Raw genomic sequence first — 20,570 nt, forward strand, 5'->3', positions numbered from 1 at the left:
TCATATCAGGCAATATATGGTTTTGACAATCCTATTTATGGTTCGACAGAACCGGTCATGCGTGCTTGGGGGTTCCAGGGGCCGAGTTGGTGTCCCTTCCATTCGGAACCATCTTCCCATATTTCTTTTTTCCAAATGGGGACAATTTGCTTGAGCCGTTCTATGGCATATCGGCTGGCGTCATAGCAGCTATCCCGGTGTGGAGAAGAGACGGCGATCACAACGCTGATCTCTGCGATATCAACGAGTCCAGTCCGGTGGCTAATCGCACAGAGCGTTCCAGGCCACTGCTGGGAAATCTCTTTTCCGATAGCTTGCATTTTAGATAAAGCCATAGGGGCGTAAGCTTCATATTCCAACCTTACGGTTCGTTGTTGTCCTGTCATTTCCCGGGTCGTGCCGACAAAGGCGATGGAAGCTCCATGGTTCGCTGTAATTACTTTTGCGGTAACTTCTTCAACCGCTAGCGGGGCAGAAGTAAGCACATACCTTCCATCCTCAGATTGATAAACCTCTGCATCCGGCGTAGCCTCTTCGCCGCCTGATACTGGGGGAATCAGAGCGATCTCGTCGTCTGCCGAAAGCTTGGTGCTTGCAGCAGCATATTCCTGGTTGACCGCCACAAAGGAAGTCTCTATTAGGGCAGCAGCCTCAGGATATTCCTGCTTAAGCAGCACCTTAAGTCCTGATGCTGTTATATCCTGCTCAGTTATTGAAAAACCTAAGCTTGATGTACCGAATCGGTCGGCAAGTCCGGCGAACAATCGAATCGTTAGTTGCATGTAAATCACCTCGGTATGCTTTTTGAACTTTTATAATATATCATAAGAGAAGGACAATGTATCTAAGCTTAAGGCGGTATCATTCATTATACATCAGAATAAGATAGGAGGCGTAGGTTATGCTGCCGAACATCTCTCAGGATCGATTAACGATCCTGCACACGAATGATCTTCATAGTCACTTCGGCGCCATGGGCCGCATCTCCGCCATCATAGAACAGGAGCGTACCTCTATAGGAGCTGCGCCTGTTCTGCTATTGGATATTGGCGATCATATGGATCGTGCTGCTGTGGAGACAGAAGGTACAGGAGGTCAGTGCAATGTAGATGTGCTGAATCTCACTGGGTATGATGCCATCACCATCGGCAATAATGAAGGGCTTACCTTGACACCGGACATGCTCGAACAAGCCTATGCAGGCTTAAGCTGCCCCGTCATATGTACAAATATTGTAGAGAAAGCGACAGGACAGCCGCCAATCTGGATGCAGCGACATGCGATCATAGAGCGAGGCGGATTCACCATCGGTCTCATAGGTGCGACGGCTGCCTTCGCCGATTTCTATCAGCTGCTGGGGTGGGATGCTTTAGCTCCGATACCCGCAATCGAAGCTGAGGTCGCCTTCCTCCGTCCAAAGGTCGACCTCGTGGTTGTGATGTCTCACCTGGGACTTGCTCTGGATAAAGAATTGGCGGAGAAGGTGCCAGGCATTGATTTGATCCTCGGAGGTCACACGCATCATCTCCTGCAGCAGCCGCTCTTCGTTCAGGGAACGGCAGTGGCTGCGGCTGAGAAGTTCGGACATTATGTGGGGAAGGTGGATGTCATCAGAGATCCGCATACAGGGAAGGCTGTGGTAAGCGGAGGCATCTGCCTATCAGTAGAGGAGGGAGAGCACGACCCTGAAGTAGACCATGCGATTGCCATTCATTTGGAGCATGCGAAGGAGCGGCTTGCCCGGAGCGTAGCTGTTATGTCCGAGGAACTGGATATCGACTACACCGAAGAGTCATCCTTAGGCAATCTGCTAGCTCAGTCTGTCAGAAGATTTACAGGGGCTGAAGTGTCTCTCGTAAACTCCGGCCAGCTGCTGGGACCTCTCCCAAAAGGGGAGATTAGCGAGGGCCTGCTGCATGCTCTCTGTCCTTCACCGATTAATCCCTGTGTGATGAAGCTCAGCGGTGAGGATCTTTTGTACACCTTGGAAGAATCCTTAATTCCTGAAATCAGCCAGAAGAGCATTCATGGTTACGGGTTTAGAGGCAAGATTCTGGGCTCAATCTGCGTAGACGGTATGGAGGTGTTGTACGACACAAACCGGATGGCGTATGATAGGATCATTCAAGCTAGCATTCAAGGAAAGCCTATTCTTCCAGGGGAACAATATCGGGTAGGAACTTTGGATATGTTCACTTTTGGAATAGGTTATAGACGGCTGCAAAATGGAAGGGATAAGACATTTATGCTGCCAGAATTCTTGAGGGATCTGCTGCGCCTTGAGCTTCAAACTCCCGGAGCTTGGGAGACCAGCAAATATCCGCGTTGGCACAAGAAAATGTAAGCCGTCTTTTGCAATTCTTCGGCGGGCCATTCATTTTGTGATTCAGCCTGCCGATAATTAAGTAAGGCATTTTATGATGCAGGAGGATTAGCATGAGTTTTATAGTCGCCTTGATTTTGGGTATTGTGGAAGGATTAACCGAATTTATACCGGTATCCTCTACCGGACACATGATACTTACGGCTCAGCTGATGGGATACAATGATCAGTCACCTGTGATGAAGACTTTTGAGATTGTAATCCAGCTGGGTGCGATTTTGGCAATCGCACTTGTATACAGACAGAGAATTCTTAACCTGCTTGGTCTTCAAAAGGATAAGCCTTTATTTGCAAATCAGGCGCCTGCCCGCAGACTTAACCTTATTCACGTGCTGCTCGGCATTGTTCCGGCACTTGCGGTTGGGTATATCTTTCGGGATCATATTAAAAGTTTGTTCAGCTCGGCGACTGTGCTGTGGGCTCTGGTCGTTGGGGGGATCTTTATGATCTTTGCGGAATGGTTTAATAAGAACAAGGCCCATGTTACCGCAAAGGAAATGGACGGCATGACTTACAAACAGGCCTTATTGATCGGATTATTTCAGTGTATTTCTGTGTTGTGGCCAGGCTTCTCCCGTTCCGGATCAACGATTGCCGGGGGGATGATTAGCGGAACCAGCTACAAAGCTGCTGCCGACTTTTCTTTTCTGATTGCCATTCCGATCATGTGTGCCGTATCGGGTTACGAGCTGCTTGACTCCTATAAGTACCTTACATCAGACACCTTGTTTTATTTTATTGTTGGTTTTGTCGTGTCTTTCGTGGTCGCTTATGTGGTTGTTCTGGCCTTCTTTAAGTTAATTCAGAAGGTTCAGCTACGGCATTTTGCCTATTATCGCTTCGTGCTTGCGGCCATCTTCTGGTTATTCATCATGAACTAATAGCTTACGGATGGCATGGGCCCTTTTATGGGGCCCGTGCGCTTTTGTGAGACAGACTTACATACAGATGCGGAGTGGAATACTTGCGTTTACTACCTGTGACCTCGCTTATGCCAGGAATGAAGCTGGCGAAGAAGATATACAGTGAGGAGGGACTGATCCTCCTTTCCGAAAATGCAGAGTTAACGGAATCGTTAATTCGAAGGCTCAAGATGCTTGGCTTGAATTATGTGTACGTTGCTGATCCGAGAATGGAAGATATCGAGATACCTGAGGTCATTACGGAAGAGACGCAGCGGAAGGCCATGGATGCGATTCGCAGCAACTTTCGCCAGCTGTCCGGATCTTCCGTGAAAGGCCGTGTATATCCGTTCCTTGGCAAGAAATTCGTTAACGTCGTGGAGTCCATCTTGGATGATATCTCCTCCAGGGAAGATGTGCTCATTATGATGGTCAATATCAATAATGCGGATGAGTATTTGTTCCGGCATTCGCTCAATGTATGCATATACACTTTGCTGCTTGGAAAAGCATACGGCTACACCAAAGATGAGCTGACGATTATTGGTCTGGGCGCGCTGCTGCATGACATCGGCAAGACCAAAATTCCTTCGTCCGTACTGATGAAGCCAGACAAGCTAACGGATGAGGAATTCAAGCAAATGAAGATGCATACGGAGATTGGATTTAAATTGCTCAAAGACGAGCCGAATATTCCTTTAATTGCCGCCCACTGTGCTTTTCAGCATCATGAGAGACTGGACGGAACCGGTTATCCGCGTGGAATCAAGGGCGATGAAATTCATGAATATGCCAAGTGGCTAGCAATTGCCGACTCTTATGATGCTATGACAACACACCGAGTGTACCGATCGGCGCTATTACCCCATCAAGCAACGGAAATATTGTACGCTGGATGCGGAACCTTATATGATAAGCGGATGCTCGAGGTGTTCAGGGATCATTTGGCTATATATCCCCTCGGCATTACGGTAAAGCTGAGCACGGGAGAGCGCGGTGTTGTCGCCAATATTCATCCTCATGCACCTCAAAGGCCAGTTGTTCGTGTACTTGAAGGTCCTGACGAGCAAGTGCTTGCGGATCCTTATGATCTTGACTTATCTGTTAATCTGTCTGTGGTGATCACCGAGGTAGGCATGGAGCAGGCTCAGGAGAATGCTTCATTAATTGTATGAATAAGGCCCGTTCGTACTTGAACGGGTCTCTTATCTTTATCTGCTCTACGTGCTCAGGATAATTTCATGATATGATAAGAGGATACGAAAGAGGCCTAAAGTCGCAAAAGGTGCAATGAATTCGAAATTAGGTTAATAAAAGGAATAAGGTGAGTAAATCATGAGTATAGGGAAGTTGTCTTATCCGCAGCTAGAGAACATCACACCGGCTAACGATCCATGGGATCCGATCCGGTCGCTTCGCAGCTATGGAAGACATGTATTAACGAGTGTGGAGATGACGATCACGAATCTTTGCAATATGCGCTGTGAGCATTGCGCTGTAGGAGACAGCCTAGTGCTGCGTGAACCGGAGCAGATCCCGCTGGATCTTATGCTGAAGCGGCTGGATGAGGTGGAGCATCTGGAGACCATAAGCATTACAGGCGGAGAGCCCAGCTTTCGTCTGGCGACCGTAGAGGAGAAGATCATTCCTCTGCTGAAGTATGCTAAGGAGCGGGGAATTCGCTCACAGATTAACTCCAATTTGACTCTGGATTATGGCCGGTATGAGAAGCTGCTTCCTTATCTGGACGTTATGCATATCTCGTTCAATTACACGAACCCTCAGGATTTCCATGAGGTTTGCTTTGCACGCAGCCCCCATCCTGTAGGCTTTGATACCGCCGTTAAAATGTATGACACCATGATGGACAACGCCCGCCGCTTAAGCGAAGATGGCATGTTTATCTCAGCCGAATCCATGATCAATTACCGCACTCATCAGAAGCTGCCTGAAATCCATCGGCTGATATTGGAAATGGGCTGCCGGCGTCATGAGGTGCATCCTATGTATGCTGCAGATTTTGCAGAAGGGTTGCCGGTATTATCCCTGGAGGATATGCTCAGAGCTATTGAATCTCTGCTGGATGCCCGTGATCCCGACGTTTGGATGCTGTTCGGAACACTGCCGTTCCTTGCTTGCAGTGCTCAAGAAGCGCATCTTGCGCTGCTGCGCCGTCTGCGCCGTGAGCCGAACGTTACAGTGCGTAACGATCCGGACGGTCGCAACAGAGTGAACGTTAATATGTTCACCGGAGACGTATTTGTGACGGATTTTGCAGCGATTCCTTCCTTTGGGAATATTGCCGATCAGAAGCTGGATGATATTTTTGAGAGATGGCTGAATGAGCATCCGCTGAGTCAATCCGTAAATTGTCACTGTGATGCTGTAAGCTGTTGCGGGCCGAATTTGCTTGTGGCAGATATGTATTATAAAGGTACAGATTTTAAATTGCGTAAAGCGAACACATTATAAGAAATGAGGGGTTTTCGTTGCCGGATGGTCATACGGAGTTTGAGGTTGGCAAATTAGTTTTTAATTTGCTTTTGGTCTTTATTTTGGTTTTCCTGAATGGTGTATTTGTAGCTGCCGAATTCTCTTTGGTGAAAATGCGTCAGTCCAGACTGACGCAGCTGGTCAGTGAAGGGAATCGGCGGGCAACCTTCGCCCTGAAGGTCAATCAGAAGCTGGATGCCTACTTGTCGGCTACCCAGCTGGGGATCACACTTGCATCTCTGGGACTGGGCTGGGTAGGTGAACCAGCCATATCTGAACTCTTGATCGAACCGCTTATGCATAAGCTCGGTGTGACGGATGGAACGCTGATCACAACGATTTCTGTGGCGCTTGGCTTCTGTGTCATCACGTTTCTCCATATTGTACTGGGTGAGCTTGCGCCTAAATCGCTGGCGATTCAGAAGACGGAGTCTACAACGCTATGGCTGTCTGCTCCACTGATGTATTTCTATAAGCTGTTCATGCCGGTCATCTGGCTGCTGAACTCCGCGGCGAATGGTATGCTTCGCCTTGCAGGTATTGAACCCGCGAGTGAAGCAGAAGCCGCTCACTCCGAAGAAGAGATTCGCATCCTGATGAACCAAAGTGCGAAGAGCGGGGTTATCGATAAGGACGAAATGAAGCTTATGGATAATATTTTTGACTTCTCGGACCTGCTTGCCCGGGAAATCATGCTTCCCCGTACGGACATGGATTGCTTGTATACGAACCTCTCCTGGGAAGAAAATATGAAGATTGTAGCAGAGACCAAGCATTCACGCTACCCGGTTGCAGTGGAAGATAAAGACCAGATTATCGGGTTTGTACATATTACCGATTTGCTGCTTCCCGACCCGGACCGTGGCAACCGGCTTGAGGATATTGTCCGTCCTATTCTTAATGTGCCTGAGTCGATGGAGATCAGCCATGTGTTAAGACTCATGCAGAAGCGGCATTCCCAGCTCACGCTGGTAGTGGATGAATATGGCGGAACGGCAGGGCTGCTCACGGCAGAGGAGATTCTGGAGGAGATCGTAGGCGATCTTCATGATGAGTTTGAGGATGAGCGGCCTGAGGTTGAAGCGCTTGGAGAAGGCAGCTTCTCCGTGGATGGCAGATTGCTCATTGAAGATGTCAATGACCTGACGGGCATTGAAATTGAGGATGACGAAGTGGATTCCATCGGCGGCTGGCTATTCAAGGAGCTTGAGGGGGCCCCTGTGAAGGGCAAGAAGGTGCAGGTTGGAAGCATTGTATTTGAAGTCGCCGAGGCGGCAAGGCTGCGAATTACAAGGGTTCATATTCAGCGGATCAAAGAGATTGAGAATAAGCTCGCAGGCGCTGATGAAGAACCGGGATAAAGAGAAGAGCTCATTCCTAAATAGGGATGGGCTCTTTTTTTATGGGATAAGTTCATTTTCTAGGCAGATGTCATATGTTAAAAAGAGGGTGCATGATTCGTGTCAGAAGGAGCTTACACACGAGCATAACCGAAGGAAAGAAGGAGGAGACTTCCGATGACCTACTCTCAAGAGCAGTCATATACCCCGTTTGTGGGTCCATTTGATCCCTGCCCGCCCATTCTATGCAAAACGTATTCAACGCCGCCGCAATTATATATGCGTTTTCAGCCGCCGAATCTTCCGCAATTTTCACCGCAAGAGGCATTAAGACGGGGTACTCTGTGGCCCGCCCTGTACAGCCCTTATGAGTCCAGATGGGGAAAGGAGCGGTAAAGTATGAGTTCACACAAGCCCTGTGATCCACAGTATTATGAATTGCTGGAGAAGCTGCAGGCACTGGACTTTGCCCTGGTGGAACTAAATTTATATTTGGATACCCACCCGGATGATCTGCAAGCGGTGCAGCAGTTCAATGTGCTTACCCTGGAACGGACGAAGGTAGCGAATGAGTTCCAGCAGCTGTATGGACCCCTGCAGAACTTTGGGCGTGCTTTTTCTCGCTTTCCGTGGGAATGGTCCCAGAGCCCCTGGCCTTGGCAGGTGTAATGCCTGCCTTCTTCACTTTAAGCATAAGGGAGGAAGAGTGAGATGTGGATCTATGAAAAAAAGCTTCAGTATCCGGTCAGAGTCAGCAAATGCGATCCCCGTATGGCCCGGCTCCTCTTGGAGCAGTATGGCGGGGCGGACGGCGAGCTGGCCGCAGCGCTGCGCTATTTGAATCAGCGGTATACCATTCCGGATAAGGTGATTGGTCTATTGAACGACATCGGCACAGAGGAGTTCGCCCACCTTGAGATGATCGCCACTATGGTTTATAAGCTTACGAAAGATGCCACGGTTGAAGAGCTCAAGGCGGCAGGGCTGGATGATTTCTATGTAAGCCATGACCGTGCGCTCTTCTACCAGAACGCGGCGGGGGTTCCCTGGACTGCGGCCTACATCCAGGCGAAAGGTGACCCGATTGCAGACCTCTATGAGGATATTGCGGCAGAGGAGAAGGCCCGCGCTACATATCAATGGCTGATCGACATGACGGATGACGTGGATTTGCAAGACGGGCTGAAGTTCCTGCGCGAACGAGAGATCATTCACTCGCTGCGCTTCCGGGAAGCAGTGGAGATTCTGAAGGATGATCGGGATCAGAAGAAGATATTTTAATATGAAGCGGTGCTGAAGTGCAGTGAAATGAAGTTAGCCTCATAAGGAGGACTGAACACTGTGAAGTGCAGTCTAACTTATGGGGCTTAAAAGCTGTATATATATTTATAAAAGCTTTACAGCAGATAATTTGGATTATACAATGGGTATGTCCAATATTTTACTTATTATGACTTTTTTAGGGTATATATACTTGTTAGAAAATTTGATCAGTAAGTGCATATGAGATCAAACATTGGGTTATATATAGAGCTAATCAATTGGGAGAGGACTTGTGAGTTCTCTTCCAATTGTCTTTTTTCGAAGGAATAATTAATTGATTAGGGTGATCTAAAATTGAAAAATAAAATAATTATGATTTCTCTGCTCATTGTCTTCTTTACTTCGGGATTCTTTGTTGGATCGATCAATAAATCTAAAAAGAATAACTTAAATGATCTTGAGCAATTTAATCCTTATACAACTAAGTACTCGTTGTTATTTGATTATAGTGAGAGGATGAGATTAATTAGCCCTGATCGAATTGGTATTTTTGCAAGTGATCAGCCTGATAAGTAACCTTTTACTTTAAATTCAATGAAACGAGGAAAATGAATGTTAACACTTAGGAAGAAAGATATAACTCTTTTCATTGTTTTGACTTGTCTATTCTCGGTATATTACATCTTTCAGGCTTATTTACATAAGCAAGATGAGTTCAATGAATTATCTAATGAGTTATATACAAGTCATCATGAAGTGATTATTAATAAGGGGAATAACCCATGGTTAAAGGATCTTGATCCAAGTTTAAACTATAGGGTATTTGCAGAATTTGACGATAATTACAGAATACTCTTGAAAAATACGGAGGATTGGTCCCCGCCAATGATTTCCGGATATTTTTTTGGAGAAAAGGACCAAGGATTAAAGGCCGTGGTTGGAAAGGAAATGAGTCAGCAAGTATATGAACGTGGGAAGGTTAGTTATATTTCTTTTCATGGGGAGGAGTATGAAGTTACAGGGGTCATGGGGGCTTCATTTGCAAGTTCAATAGATTATCTAGTAATACTATCTAACCCTAATTTCTCTCTCAGTAAAGATGATAACCCAAGAATCATTATAGATAGTGATAGCAAAAACACAGTTAAAGAAATTGTCTCAAGGATTATGAATAATAATCCTCTTGTAACTCATATTGAAAGTGTACAGAAAGGTGTAGCTAGAACCAGCGAAGTCTCGTTTTTCAATCTTCTATTATACTTTGAAATATATATTCTTTTATTATTTACTACTATAGCTTTTATTAGATACTGGTATGAAATTCAAAGAAAGGAGGTATATGTCTTAATTTTGTTAGGTATTTCAAAAAGGAAAATACTTCAACAAATGTTTACCAAATCGCTGTTAATTGTGCTTTTATCGAGTAGTGTTACAATCTTGGGAATAAGTATTTTTAATATGAATTTAAAAATTGATCAGGTGATATTATTGATATTCATTTTCTTAGTTACCATTTGGTTATTGTTAAGCATATTTTTTTATAAGGATTATGCAGTAAGAAAGGTAGTTAGAGAATGATGATAATCAAAGAATATAAGATATTTCTAAAAAAATATAAATTACTAACTTTTATAATATACTTTCAGATTACGATTTTTTTAGTTCTTTTTGGCACCTTCATTGCCTTTCGTCAACAACTTAATTATGAAAGCAAGAGTCTTGGTGAAATATATGACGGAAAGGCGATTTATCAATTACTAGATGGTTATTATGATGGAGAAAAGTATCAGGATTTTAATAGTCAATCTGATTACCTCATGAGGCTGAAAAACTACTATACGATGTTAAACACATCTATTGATTTCAAATACTTAGCTATGTTTAATCATCACATATTATTAGAAGAAGATGAAGAAATCCCTTTGAAATTTATTGAGGGTTATGAGAACGGAAGTAAGAAGCACCAGGAGAATATTAACGGTGCATTATATACGGCAGTAAAATCATTTCAATTAAATGAGCAAGCTGCTGACTTTTTTCATTTAAAGGTATCGGAAGGAGCTATGTTGGGGAAGAACGATTATAGTCAATCTAATGATACTATGTCAGTCTTATTAGGTTCTTCGTATAAAAGTATTTTTCACATAGGTCAAGAAGTGTCAATAAGATACTATAATAAGATTCAAAAAGTAAAGGTGATTGGATTTTTGGAGAAGAATAGCAAGGTTTTTTTCAATAATCATCCAGAGTTCTATCTAGATGATTATATAGTTATTCCATATAGAGAATATGGAAATCCAAAATTAGACGAAGATGAGCTGTATCAGCAAATAAATTATTTTGCAATGATTAATGGTTTTGTAGTTACAGAAAATGATACTGCACAAACGGAAAAGATGTTTCAAAGAATAGATACAATTGCAAAGAAAAATGGTATCGAATATTCTTTTATAGGTTTGAATCCACATTTTCTAAAATATCGAAGTTTGATGACAACAATCTCAGAGAATAAAATATTGGTGCAGTCCATCTTTGTGTCTATTATTGTTTTGAATTTATGCATTATTAGTTACATTATGGTCCTGCAACAAAAAAGGAGATTTTCTTATTTGTTTGTTCATTATATAAATGGAGCGACTAAGAAGAAACTCATTCTAATGCAGTATTTAGAAGTTAGCGGGATCTATCTTGCAGCCTATTTATCTACATTTATTATCATCGACCAAATTTTAAAATTGGGTGATATGAGAACACAGTTTATCTTACTTATTACAAGTATTGCTATGAGTATTGTTTCTTGTGTGATTCCCGCTTATAAGCTGCTACGTGCACCATTTGTTATAGATCATGAAGAGGAGGGGGGTAGGGAATGATGCTTATTGAACTAACTGGGATTACTAAACGTTTTAAAAATGGAATGGAATATAAAAATATTCTGGAAAACTTAAATCTACAAATTCATCAAGGAGATTCCATAGCGATAAAAGGAAAGAGTGGTTGTGGTAAATCAACTTTGCTGAATATTATAGGAGGGCTTCTGCCTTTTGATGAAGGTGCTATGTTCTTTAATGGTATAGATGTCTCAAAATTAACAGAGAGTCAAAGAGCAGAGTATCGTAAAGATAACATTGGCTTTGTAACACAAAATTTTCACTTACTAGATGATCGGAATGTTTACGAGAATATTGCTCTTCCTTTGCAATATCTTGGAATGTCTAAACATCAAATAAAGGATAGAGTTGAAGAAATCCTTCATGATCTTGATATTGAGCATACAACTAAGAGAACGATCTCAACCTTGTCCGGCGGTGAACGTCAACGGGTTGCTATAGGGCGAGCTATTATTAAAAAACCGTTATTACTCTTGGCAGATGAACCTACAGGCTCACTTGACGAAGAAACCGAAGAATCTATCTTGGAAATATTTAGTTCCTTACATCAACAAGGAATGACGCTTATAATCGTCACTCATGATGATACTGTATCAAAGAACTGCCAGCATATATATAAATTACAGCATAAGGAATTGCATTCTGTATACTAGTTCAGAGTTTATAGGGTTGAGTTTAAGGCGTTCACTAACTGTGAACGCCTTTTGTGCGTGTAGAGAACATCAGACAATCAGCTCAAAACGATCTCCTAAGATGAGCTGTTTGGAACGGTGGATTTTTTGACCGTCCGGACTGCAAACCGTACTCTTGATACATAGTAGAGGATAGCCCTCCTCAATGTTTAAATACGTCGCCACATCAAAGGAAGCGTATTCCATTACAATATATTTTCTTGAAACGCCGAACGAAATTTTGTATTTACTTTTCAGAATTTCATAGAGGGATTTATTGTTCAAATCTTCCTGCAGCAAATAGGAATAGGAAGAGGGAAAGCGTGAATACTCCACCGATATAGGGACGTTGTCGGCATATCTGATTCTTTCGATATTGATGACTTTGTCTCCCGGCTTTAGATTTAAATGCTCTTGATCTGAAGCGGTGGCATCTGTAATCACGCATGTGATTACCTTTGCGCCAGGCACTTTGTTTTGTAATTTGCACGTATCGCTAAATCCGATGGTCTCCGCGACATTCTTCTTGATTTTCTCCTTTGAAATGAAGGTGCCTTTCCCCGGAATTCGGATCAAGTAGCCTTCAGTAGTCAGGGAATCAAGAGCAGCGCGCACCGTTACACGGCTCACCTGGTTGGATTCGCTTAATTCCAATTCGGTGGGGAGTTTGTCCCCCGGTTTGAGGCTTCCGTTATGGATGGATTCCAAAATTTTATCCTGCAGTTGTTTATATAATGGCGAAGATTCTGAATGATCGATCATAGGGTTATACCTCCAAATTTACTGTTGCTTCTTCAATCCATGTGCATGGACTATCCTCATTTTACAAAATTTACCCTAAAACATCTATCGTAAACATAATAAATGTATTACTTTGTATTGAATATGTATCTATATATTATAACAATTTGTATCATTTGTGAACACTCTGCATAGCTGTGGCCCTAAGGTTTTTCCTAAAACAGGGAGAAGTCATGGCATAAGATCCCCAAAAAAACTCAAAAAAATAATGAAAGCGCTATTGAATCATGTATTACTTTGTGTTATTCTTGTGCTACAACATTCCAATACAAACACCGGTGTGGAATTCAAAACCAATGAATGTATCATACAAGGAGGCAAAACATGGAAATCAAAAATATTATTGAAGAGATTGTAGCGAATAAACAAGAGGCTGGCGGAATCAAGCAGGTCTATTATGCGGCTTGTGGCGGATCTTATGGTGCTTTTTACCCTGCAAAAACGTTTCTTGAAAAAGAGGCAAAGGACATCAAAGTAGGTCTTTATAACAGCAATGAGTTTGTGCACAATACTCCAAAGGCGTTTGGAGAAAATTCCATACTGGTTGTAGCTTCCCATAAAGGCAACACACCGGAGACGGTCAAGGCGGCTGAATTAGGTAAAAAGGCAGGCGTTCCGGTTATTGCTTTAACCTGGATTGAAGATTCTCCGATTACAGAGCATGCAGATTATGTAGTTAAGTACACCTTTGGAGAGGGCAAAGATATCGCTGGAGAAAAAACGATTAAAGCACTTATGACGGCAGTGGAGGCACTTCACCAGACCGAGGGATATGAACATTATGATCGGTTCCTGGACGGGGTAGCCAAGATTGATCAAATTGTTAAAAACGCTTGCAAACATGTCGAAAAACGAGCGCTGGTTTTTGCCAAAAATCATAAGGATGATTCTGTGATTTACACGATGGCAAGTGGTGCCGGTTACGGAGCAGCTTATATGGAGAGCATTTGTATTTTCATGGAGATGCAGTGGATTAACTCCTCCAGCATTCACTCCGGCGAATACTTCCATGGTCCTTTTGAGATTACGGATGCCGAAATTCCATTTGTTATTCAGGTCTCTGAAGGAAGTACCCGGCCTCTAGATGAGAGAGCTCTAAAGTTCCTTAACCGTTATGCAAAGAGGGTTGAAGTGTTAGATGCGAAGGATTTGGGGCTATCTACCATCGACAGCACTGTGGTGGATTACTTCAATCACTCCCTCTTCAACAATGTATACCCAGTGTTTAATCAAGCCTTGGCCGTTGAACGGGCGCATCCGCTTACAACCCGCAGATATATGTGGAAGGTTGAGTATTAATCTTAGGACTACCTTAGAGAGGATGTTCATATGAGCAAATATAAGGTAATCGGCATTGGCGATAATGTAGTAGATAAATATGTCCACCAGGGTATGATGTACCCTGGTGGAAATGCCTTGAATTTCTGCGCTTATGCCAAGATGTGTGAGATGGAGGCCTCTTACCTAGGCAAGTTTGGTAATGACCAAGTAGCTGAATATATCCAGAAGGTGATGGACGATTTAGATATAGAACACAGCCGCTGCCGGATCTTTGACGGGGAGAACGGATACGCGCGAGTTACGCTGGAGAACGGGGACCGTGTTTTTCTCGGATCGAATAAAGGCGGTATTGCCAAAGAGAGGGCTTGGGATTTTACGGAAAGCGATCTGAACTATATTAAACAATTCTCCGTAATTCATACCAGCCTTAACAGCTATATTGAGAATGACCTGGCTACCTTAAAAACCTGCAATGTTCCTATATCCTATGACTTCTCCGTACGCTGGAATGATGAATATTTAAAGCAGGTGTGCCCTTATGTAGATATTGCCTTCCTTTCTTGCAGTCACTTAAGTGAAAGTGAAAGGAAGAGAGAAATGCTGAAGGCACAGAAGTGGGGCTCTAGGCTGGTGATTGGTACGGTGGGTGAAGAGGGATCATTTGCTCTTTACGCGGATGAATGGATTTACCAGCCGGCAGTAAGTACAGAAGCGGTGGATACGATGGGGGCAGGGGATTCCTATATCACCGCTTTTATAGTAGAGATGATTAGAAGCTCGGAAGACGGGAAAATTCTCTCCAGCAGCGATGAGGAAATGCTTCGCAAGGTGAAAGCAAGCATGAACAAGGGTGCTGAATTTGCAGCTAAAGTATGCCGGATTAACGGGGCATTTGGCTACGGAACAACTATAGCTTGATTTAGCTATCAAGCAGCAGCCTATTAACGGTCTATTGTAAGCGCATTCGGTAAAACTCTATAAGGTCAGTGTTCATGTAGACAGGTGAAGCTTGTAAAATCATAAAAAGGGGATTTTTTATGTTTTGGTTAGGGCTATTAATCATCTTTTTACTTATTTTCTTCGGCGCTAGAGTTGGTGATGTTTTTATGGGTTTGCTCGGTGGAGTGGGCGTGGCAATCTTTGTGTTTATCTTCCATGTCCAACCAGCGGCACCTCCGATTGACGTTATGCTGATTATTTTGGCGGTTGTCCTAGCTGCTTCGGCACTGCAATCTTCAGGCGGTCTTAACTTTCTTGTTCTCATCGCAGAGAAGATGCTCAGAAAGTCGCCCAAGCAGCTAACCCTTATTGCTCCGGTCATATCCTGGTTGTTTACCTTCCTATCAGGAACAGGCCATGTAGTGTATAGTCTGCTCCCTATAATAAATAAACTTGCTATTGATAATGGAATCAGGCCCGAAAGGCCTATTTCCAACAGTGTTATTGCTTCACAGCAAGCTGTGACCTGTTCGCCCGTCTCGGCGGCTACCGCAGCCATGATTGGATTTATGGCCCCCCTTGGAGTAAGCCTTGGCACGATCTTGGCCATTGCAATCCCTGCAACTCTGGTAGGCGTCGTTGTAAGTGCGGTGTGTACTATTCGGAAAGGAAAAGAATTGTCAGAGGATCCGGAATATTTGCGCCGGTTAGCGGAAGGGCTCATTGAGAAATCTGAAGAGGAGTCCGGGAAACAAGAAGCCCGAAAGGGAGCGAAGCCATCTGTCATTCTCTTTTTACTGAGCGTTTTAACCATCGTGATCTTGGGCATGTTTACAGAGCTGCGTCCGTCATGGGTGTCCGATGGAGTGACCACCATTCTGTCGATGCCGCATACGATTGAAATCATTATGTTGGTTTGCGCTACTTTAATTATATTGGTAGGCCGTCCGGCGATTGAGAGCATTCTTAACGGCCCGATCTTTAGAGCAGGGGCGCTTGCTATGGTGTGCGCCTTTGGATTAGCTTGGATGAGCAGCACCTTCATCAACGGGCAAACGGCTTTTATTCAAGATCATGTGGCTACTATTGTTAATAACCAACCATGGATGCTGGCCGTGATTATGTTCATTGTTGCCGCCTTAACTACGAGTCAAGGTGCCACAACATTAATTATGGTTCCTATTGCCATAGCGCTTGGCTTGCCTTCTTATATCATCATTGGAGCGTGGATGGCTGTCAATGCCAACTTCTTCTTGCCGGTAGCGAGCCAGTGTCTGGCAGCTATATCCTTTGATACGGCTGGAACGACGAGGATCGGGAAATACGTGCTTAATCACAGCTTTATGATACCTGGGCTGATTAATATCGCCGTATCGGTAACTGTAGCCACCTTAATTGGAAGCGCTTTAATTTAAAGTGGTGCAGAAGGATTGTAAAGGAGGATTCCTGCCATTATGATACAAATGTCACAAATTGCAGCTGCAAATTTCCATTATAAACGATATTCTTTGGATTACTTTTTGGATGCCGTAGCCAAGATGGGGTTTCAAAATATTGAATTGTGGGCTTCAGGACCACATCTTCATCTGGATTATTTTTCGAGTCAGAAATTGAAGGATCTAAACCAAAAAATTAAACAAAGAGGCCTGAAGGTCATCTGCTTTACCCCCGAGCAGAGTGTCTACCCGGTAAGTATCAGCCATCCTGATCCGGAGTACCGGAAGAGAAGTGTTGAATTTTTCTGCCGACATATTGAAGCAGCTACAGTTCTGGAATGTGATCAAATGTTAGTGACAACAGGGGTCGCCTATTTGGATGTTCCGGATACGGAAGCATGGAAGTGGTGTAGAGAATCCTTAGGCGAAATCTGCAAAGTTGCGGAAAAAGAGGGAGTTTATCTGCCGATGGAGGCCTTTACCTTCTACTCTACGCAGATGTTCAACAGAGCCGAGCATATCGCCAAGATGATCGAAGAAGTTGGGAGTCCTTATTTGAAAGGGTTAGCGGATACGGATGTGATGGCAACCACCGGTAAGGACACCATTCATGACTTTATTAGAGAGCTTGGAGACAACCTGACGTACGTTCATTTTGTTGACGGTAACCCTGGAGGACATCTTGTTCCCGGAGAAGGCAAATTAGCGATGACAGAAGCGCTTCAGGCGCTTAATGACATTGAGTATAAAGGGTATCTGGGTCTGGAGTTATTGGATAGAAGGTATTTCCTGAATCCCGATAAAGCGATGCGCGACTCCATGACATGGTTCGAACAACATTTGCAATAAGTTAATGAGATAAGCACCTAAACTGCATAAAATCTAAAATTTCTTTTTTACAAAAAGACGCTTGCCCTTTCCCTTTTTATATAGCTGCATATATTACAAATGTACTTTACGAAAAGGAGGAAGCGCAAATGAGTGACACTGGATACAATGGTGGCGGTAGTGTAGCAGGTATCGGAACTTCTGCAGCAGCAATTCTCGTGCTGTTCATCCTGCTGGTAATCATCTCCAAGGCATTTGTATGGTAAGATAGTTTAGCAGACTCTGCCGGCTAGCCTTAGCCGGCAGAGTCATTTTTTTGTAGTTCAATATTTACCGGTTCAGCAGAATACTGAACTTAGAGCCGGGGGCTCTGAGTAAAATCACCGTGTTCATTTATATCATAGGACGTAAATATTTAAACACAAGCAGGGTCCATTACTTCTTGTCTATAAAGTGGTTCTCCCTATTTAGTCTCACTCGTATACATAACTGTTTGCCTGTTTCCAGGTGACGAATCCGGGCGATGAGCCCTACCCTGGCATGAGTTTGGTATTCTTTGCAGCGGCAGTGACTTCTCCGATTTCATTTCTTTAGTTCATTCTATATAACTGCTGACATTGGAAATGTCAAATAAAATCTCCTCCTTGGGTTCCCTTGCCCATAGCCGCTGCACGTAATGCTCAAGCTCTGATCTTATAGGGTCTCTGTTCAGATAATGGCGAAAAAGTTCTGTAATCATTTCACAATTGGACAGCTTCACGATGTGCTCTAGTGTGAATCGACTCTGCGTGTTGGGGGAAGAGGAACCTTCCGCTTCCTGGACCTTTTCTATTCCCGCCATTTCTAGAATAACGCTGAGCTGGTCCAGGTCTACAATGATGTCATCCTCGCCGTCCCATCCGTACGACAGACCCTTTCCGGATTGGGCAACGTAGTAGTAATATTCCAGCCCGAGATTATTGAAGATGGACCAGAAGTTTGTGGGGATAAAGGCAGGGGAGAAGATTTCAATCACTTTTGCAGGCTGCGAGCAGTATACCAAATTAGTCAGCCCTGCTCCGTGGGGAGCCAGGACAGCTTCGGCTGATGCAAAAAGCTGCATCTGCTCAAGCGCGGATAGCGATGTTGTGGTAAAGGGCTCGAATCCGTACTGTTTCAGAAAGGAAATGACCTCAACTTCGTTAGCTATTCTGCGGTACAATGCATCGGCCCGGCTCAGATAAATTCGTTTTGCTCTTGGCCGCTTGGAATCGGAGGAAGGCTTCAGAAGATTAGATCGAATGAATTGACAGGCCCAACTCGGGATGATTCCTGTATACGCGGCGAATGAGGGAACTATTAAACAGCCTGCCTGCACATGCGTATCCTGGTCACAATCGACAATCTGATCCATGGGGATACCAAGTAGGCTTAATGTCTCTTGCTGAAAACCGGGTGCATCATTACGGTTGATCACATATTTATCTACGGATAAGCCCGAACGCCGAATCAACTCGATCCGGGCCAGCACTTCGAAGAGCCAGTGATAATAATGGCCGCTGTAAGGGCTTGTAAGGACAGCATAGGTTTCTGAGGTGCGGCGAAGGCGTCCGAACGAACTCTTTTTCGTTAAAGAGTGCTCTGTGGGCTGCTTATCGAGCTCTGGAGACAGCTCCCATATGATGTTTAAATCCGGTGTTACTACGGTCCCGTGGGCTCCTATAATTCGCCCATCAGGGATGCAGGCGACGAACTGTTCGGCCAGCTTATGATGGCTAAGGTGGCTGGTAAAGGACTCGGCAAGATTTGGGCCGATTCCCTTGGGAATGGACCTAACTGCAGGTTCTTCCCGTCCAAAGCAGATGTAGTGTTTGACGGCGTCGGCGGGATCCTTGTAGGTTTGACTCACCCACTCTTTGAAAGTAGGGATTACCCGTAACGGCAGGCGCTCCAGGTGGCTATTAGCGTTAGGGTCCACGTTTCATCTTCCTTCCCAGTGAAGTTTATTGCTCTTTCGTATCCTATTCCTCCGCGCAAGTTTAGCTTGGGTCTGTTCTCCTCTTAAATGTATGACCATCTACCCATACCACTTCGTATGAAGCCGAATATCATGGTATTAACTTTTGCCAACATATCAGATTGTAGGTGTATAGCATTGAAGATCCTTTTATCCTCGTTCTTTGCGCTTCCCCAGATAGGCGGCTTATATACTTATATGGAGCAGCTGAAGACAGGCCTGGAGGGCTATGGCCACTCGGTGGATATCTTCTGCCGCAAGCCAGAGACGAATGACTTTTATGTCCTGGAAGAGCGTGGACCGCTGTTAAACCAGAACTATCTGCACCAGGTCATTGAGTCTCATTTAATTCGTTCCTATATTAACGAATGTCCGCAGATGCCGCTCTGGATTCTAAATCAGGAGACAGAAAGATATAAATTTGAGGCGGCAGCTGCTCATCTTGATTTAAGCCAGTATGACGTAATTCATACGCAAGATATTTTGTCCACGTATTGTTTTTCAAGAGTGAAGCCAGAAGATATCCCTTTATTTGCAACCTTACATGCTTCGTTATCCCATGAATGGATGGAGCGAAATTATTTCGCGAAGAATAATTCGATTTATCATCATTATGCTGTTCTGCTTGAGCATTTGGGAGCTGCCAGTGCTGACCGGACGATTGTTCCTTCCAAGTGGCTGAAGAATCTGTTTATTGAGCATTTCCATGTCCCTTCGGATAACATTACGGTAATCCCCAACGCAATAGATACGGGTTGGTTCCATGAACGATTGGGCGTTAGCAAGGACATTCATCGGCCGAAGAAAAAAATGGTCTTTACCTGTACCTCCAGGCTGACTGTAGAGAAGGGAATACCGTGTCTGCTGGAGGCTTGCGCCAAGCTGAAGCAGAAGCGAAAGGACTGGGTGCTGTGGCTGGTGGGTGACGGCCCGCTTAGATCAGATTTGGAGAAGCAGGCCAGGGAGCTGGGAATCCAACATCATATCAAGTTTTGGGGTTACAGAAATGATATTCCCGATATTTTGAGAAATACTGATATATTCTTGTTCGGCAGCCTGATTGAAACATTCTGCTACTCCATACTTGAGGCGCAGCTCGCTGGAGTGCCTGTCATTGCTCCTGAAACCGGAGGGATCTCTGAGCTGGTTACGCATGAAGTTACAGGATTATTCTATCCTGTAGGCAGCAGTGAAGGTTTATACGAGAATATACTACGCCTGCTTGCGGATCATGAGCTCAGAAAGAAGATGGTAAGGAACGCCAGACACCGAGCACTTACCAAATTCTCAGCCTCTGTTCAAACGAAAAGGATTATTGAACTGTACACCCTGTATCTCTGATGAAA

General features: G+C 44.3%; 20 protein-coding genes. 17 read left to right on the forward strand and 3 right to left on the reverse strand.

The window, feature by feature from the left end; genetic code table 11:
* Positions 1-35: 35 nt before the first annotated feature.
* Positions 36-782: a molybdenum cofactor biosynthesis protein gene (locus DCC85_RS23635; RefSeq protein WP_108464962.1), complete on the reverse strand. Its 747-nt coding sequence runs from the start codon at positions 780-782 to the stop codon at positions 36-38.
* A gap of 119 nt (positions 783-901) precedes the next feature.
* Here DCC85_RS23635 and DCC85_RS07210 point away from each other — a divergent pair, with 119 nt between their 5' ends.
* The 11 genes from DCC85_RS07210 to DCC85_RS07265 all read left to right on the forward strand — a co-directional run bounded on the left by DCC85_RS07210 (position 902) and on the right by DCC85_RS07265 (position 11,925).
* Complete coding sequence (locus DCC85_RS07210) at positions 902-2,344, forward strand: bifunctional metallophosphatase/5'-nucleotidase (RefSeq protein ID WP_108464963.1); 1,443 nt, start codon at positions 902-904, stop codon at positions 2,342-2,344.
* Positions 2,345-2,436: 92 nt separating this feature from the next.
* Positions 2,437-3,264, forward strand: coding sequence for an undecaprenyl-diphosphate phosphatase (locus DCC85_RS07215; RefSeq protein WP_108464964.1), 828 nt, complete (start codon positions 2,437-2,439; stop codon positions 3,262-3,264).
* 83 nt (positions 3,265-3,347) lie between these two features.
* On the forward strand, positions 3,348-4,460 hold the full coding sequence (locus DCC85_RS07220; RefSeq protein ID WP_108464965.1) for an HD-GYP domain-containing protein: 1,113 nt from the start codon (positions 3,348-3,350) through the stop codon (positions 4,458-4,460).
* 160 nt (positions 4,461-4,620) lie between these two features.
* Entirely contained in the window at positions 4,621-5,757 is a 1,137-nt protein-coding gene (yfkAB, locus tag DCC85_RS07225; RefSeq protein ID WP_108464966.1) for a radical SAM/CxCxxxxC motif protein YfkAB, read from the forward strand.
* A 17-nt stretch (positions 5,758-5,774) separates the two neighbouring features.
* Positions 5,775-7,139, forward strand: a complete 1,365-nt coding sequence (locus DCC85_RS07230; protein ID WP_108464967.1) for a hemolysin family protein — start codon at positions 5,775-5,777, stop codon at positions 7,137-7,139.
* 156 nt (positions 7,140-7,295) lie between these two features.
* A complete protein-coding gene (locus tag DCC85_RS07235) occupies positions 7,296-7,514 on the forward strand; it encodes a spore coat associated protein CotJA (protein WP_108464968.1) in 219 nt (72 codons plus the stop codon).
* A 3-nt stretch (positions 7,515-7,517) separates the two neighbouring features.
* Complete coding sequence (locus tag DCC85_RS07240) at positions 7,518-7,787, forward strand: spore coat protein CotJB (RefSeq protein WP_108464969.1); 270 nt, start codon at positions 7,518-7,520, stop codon at positions 7,785-7,787.
* Positions 7,788-7,829: 42 nt separating this feature from the next.
* Complete coding sequence (locus DCC85_RS07245; protein WP_108464970.1) at positions 7,830-8,399, forward strand: manganese catalase family protein; 570 nt, start codon at positions 7,830-7,832, stop codon at positions 8,397-8,399.
* A gap of 594 nt (positions 8,400-8,993) precedes the next feature.
* Complete coding sequence (locus DCC85_RS07255; RefSeq protein ID WP_108464972.1) at positions 8,994-9,959, forward strand: hypothetical protein; 966 nt, start codon at positions 8,994-8,996, stop codon at positions 9,957-9,959.
* The gene (locus DCC85_RS07260) at positions 9,956-11,254 is read left to right on the forward strand and encodes an ABC transporter permease family protein (RefSeq protein ID WP_234414377.1); all 1,299 of its coding nucleotides are present in this window, start codon (positions 9,956-9,958) and stop codon (positions 11,252-11,254) included. The genes DCC85_RS07255 and DCC85_RS07260 overlap by 4 nt, the downstream gene beginning before the upstream one ends.
* Complete coding sequence (locus DCC85_RS07265; RefSeq protein WP_234414378.1) at positions 11,251-11,925, forward strand: ABC transporter ATP-binding protein; 675 nt, start codon at positions 11,251-11,253, stop codon at positions 11,923-11,925. Before DCC85_RS07260 ends, DCC85_RS07265 begins: the two co-directional genes overlap by 4 nt.
* Positions 11,926-11,994: 69 nt before the next feature.
* Here the strand turns inward: DCC85_RS07265 and DCC85_RS07270 are convergent, their stop codons facing one another.
* Entirely contained in the window at positions 11,995-12,705 is a 711-nt protein-coding gene (locus DCC85_RS07270; protein ID WP_108464973.1) for a GntR family transcriptional regulator, read from the reverse strand.
* A 363-nt stretch (positions 12,706-13,068) separates the two neighbouring features.
* On the opposite strand from DCC85_RS07270, the gene DCC85_RS07275 reads away from it, so the two are divergent.
* The 5 genes from DCC85_RS07275 (at position 13,069) to DCC85_RS23320 (ending at position 17,494) form a co-directional block, all read left to right on the forward strand.
* The gene (locus DCC85_RS07275; protein ID WP_108464974.1) at positions 13,069-14,043 is read left to right on the forward strand and encodes an SIS domain-containing protein; all 975 of its coding nucleotides are present in this window, start codon (positions 13,069-13,071) and stop codon (positions 14,041-14,043) included.
* Between the two features lie 30 nt (positions 14,044-14,073).
* Complete coding sequence (locus DCC85_RS07280) at positions 14,074-14,943, forward strand: fructoselysine 6-kinase (protein WP_108464975.1); 870 nt, start codon at positions 14,074-14,076, stop codon at positions 14,941-14,943.
* Positions 14,944-15,062: 119 nt separating this feature from the next.
* Positions 15,063-16,379, forward strand: a complete 1,317-nt coding sequence (locus DCC85_RS07285) for an anaerobic C4-dicarboxylate transporter family protein (RefSeq protein WP_108464976.1) — start codon at positions 15,063-15,065, stop codon at positions 16,377-16,379.
* A gap of 39 nt (positions 16,380-16,418) precedes the next feature.
* Entirely contained in the window at positions 16,419-17,249 is an 831-nt protein-coding gene (locus tag DCC85_RS07290; RefSeq protein WP_108464977.1) for a sugar phosphate isomerase/epimerase family protein, read from the forward strand.
* 128 nt (positions 17,250-17,377) lie between these two features.
* Entirely contained in the window at positions 17,378-17,494 is a 117-nt protein-coding gene (locus tag DCC85_RS23320; RefSeq protein ID WP_234414379.1) for a YjcZ family sporulation protein, read from the forward strand.
* Positions 17,495-17,823: 329 nt separating this feature from the next.
* Here DCC85_RS23320 and DCC85_RS07295 read toward each other — a convergent pair whose 3' ends face one another.
* Positions 17,824-19,185, reverse strand: a complete 1,362-nt coding sequence (locus DCC85_RS07295; protein ID WP_108464978.1) for a glycosyltransferase family 61 protein — start codon at positions 19,183-19,185, stop codon at positions 17,824-17,826.
* 177 nt (positions 19,186-19,362) lie between these two features.
* On the opposite strand from DCC85_RS07295, the gene DCC85_RS07300 reads away from it, so the two are divergent.
* Positions 19,363-20,565, forward strand: coding sequence for a glycosyltransferase family 4 protein (locus DCC85_RS07300; protein ID WP_159081807.1), 1,203 nt, complete (start codon positions 19,363-19,365; stop codon positions 20,563-20,565).
* Positions 20,566-20,570 lie beyond the last annotated feature (5 nt).

It is taken from the genome of Paenibacillus sp. CAA11 (assembly GCF_003060825.1).
Classification (GTDB): Bacteria; Bacillota; Bacilli; order Paenibacillales; family Paenibacillaceae; genus Fontibacillus.

Excerpts from the sequence above, each read along its gene's own strand:
- DCC85_RS23635 (WP_108464962.1), bottom strand. The coding sequence starts at position 782 with ATGCAACTAACGATTCGATTGTTCGCCGGACTTGCCGACCGATTCGGT.
- DCC85_RS07210 (WP_108464963.1), top strand. The coding sequence starts at position 902 with ATGCTGCCGAACATCTCTCAGGATCGATTAACGATCCTGCACACGAAT.
- DCC85_RS07215 (WP_108464964.1), top strand. The coding sequence starts at position 2,437 with ATGAGTTTTATAGTCGCCTTGATTTTGGGTATTGTGGAAGGATTAACC.
- yfkAB (WP_108464966.1), top strand. The coding sequence starts at position 4,621 with ATGAGTATAGGGAAGTTGTCTTATCCGCAGCTAGAGAACATCACACCG.
- DCC85_RS07235 (WP_108464968.1), top strand. The coding sequence starts at position 7,296 with ATGACCTACTCTCAAGAGCAGTCATATACCCCGTTTGTGGGTCCATTT.
- DCC85_RS07240 (WP_108464969.1), top strand. The coding sequence starts at position 7,518 with ATGAGTTCACACAAGCCCTGTGATCCACAGTATTATGAATTGCTGGAG.
- DCC85_RS07245 (WP_108464970.1), top strand. The coding sequence starts at position 7,830 with ATGTGGATCTATGAAAAAAAGCTTCAGTATCCGGTCAGAGTCAGCAAA.
- DCC85_RS07255 (WP_108464972.1), top strand. The coding sequence starts at position 8,994 with ATGTTAACACTTAGGAAGAAAGATATAACTCTTTTCATTGTTTTGACT.
- DCC85_RS07260 (WP_234414377.1), top strand. The coding sequence starts at position 9,956 with ATGATGATAATCAAAGAATATAAGATATTTCTAAAAAAATATAAATTA.
- DCC85_RS07265 (WP_234414378.1), top strand. The coding sequence starts at position 11,251 with ATGATGCTTATTGAACTAACTGGGATTACTAAACGTTTTAAAAATGGA.
- DCC85_RS07270 (WP_108464973.1), bottom strand. The coding sequence starts at position 12,705 with ATGATCGATCATTCAGAATCTTCGCCATTATATAAACAACTGCAGGAT.
- DCC85_RS07275 (WP_108464974.1), top strand. The coding sequence starts at position 13,069 with ATGGAAATCAAAAATATTATTGAAGAGATTGTAGCGAATAAACAAGAG.
- DCC85_RS07280 (WP_108464975.1), top strand. The coding sequence starts at position 14,074 with ATGAGCAAATATAAGGTAATCGGCATTGGCGATAATGTAGTAGATAAA.
- DCC85_RS07285 (WP_108464976.1), top strand. The coding sequence starts at position 15,063 with ATGTTTTGGTTAGGGCTATTAATCATCTTTTTACTTATTTTCTTCGGC.
- DCC85_RS07290 (WP_108464977.1), top strand. The coding sequence starts at position 16,419 with ATGATACAAATGTCACAAATTGCAGCTGCAAATTTCCATTATAAACGA.
- DCC85_RS23320 (WP_234414379.1), top strand. The coding sequence starts at position 17,378 with ATGAGTGACACTGGATACAATGGTGGCGGTAGTGTAGCAGGTATCGGA.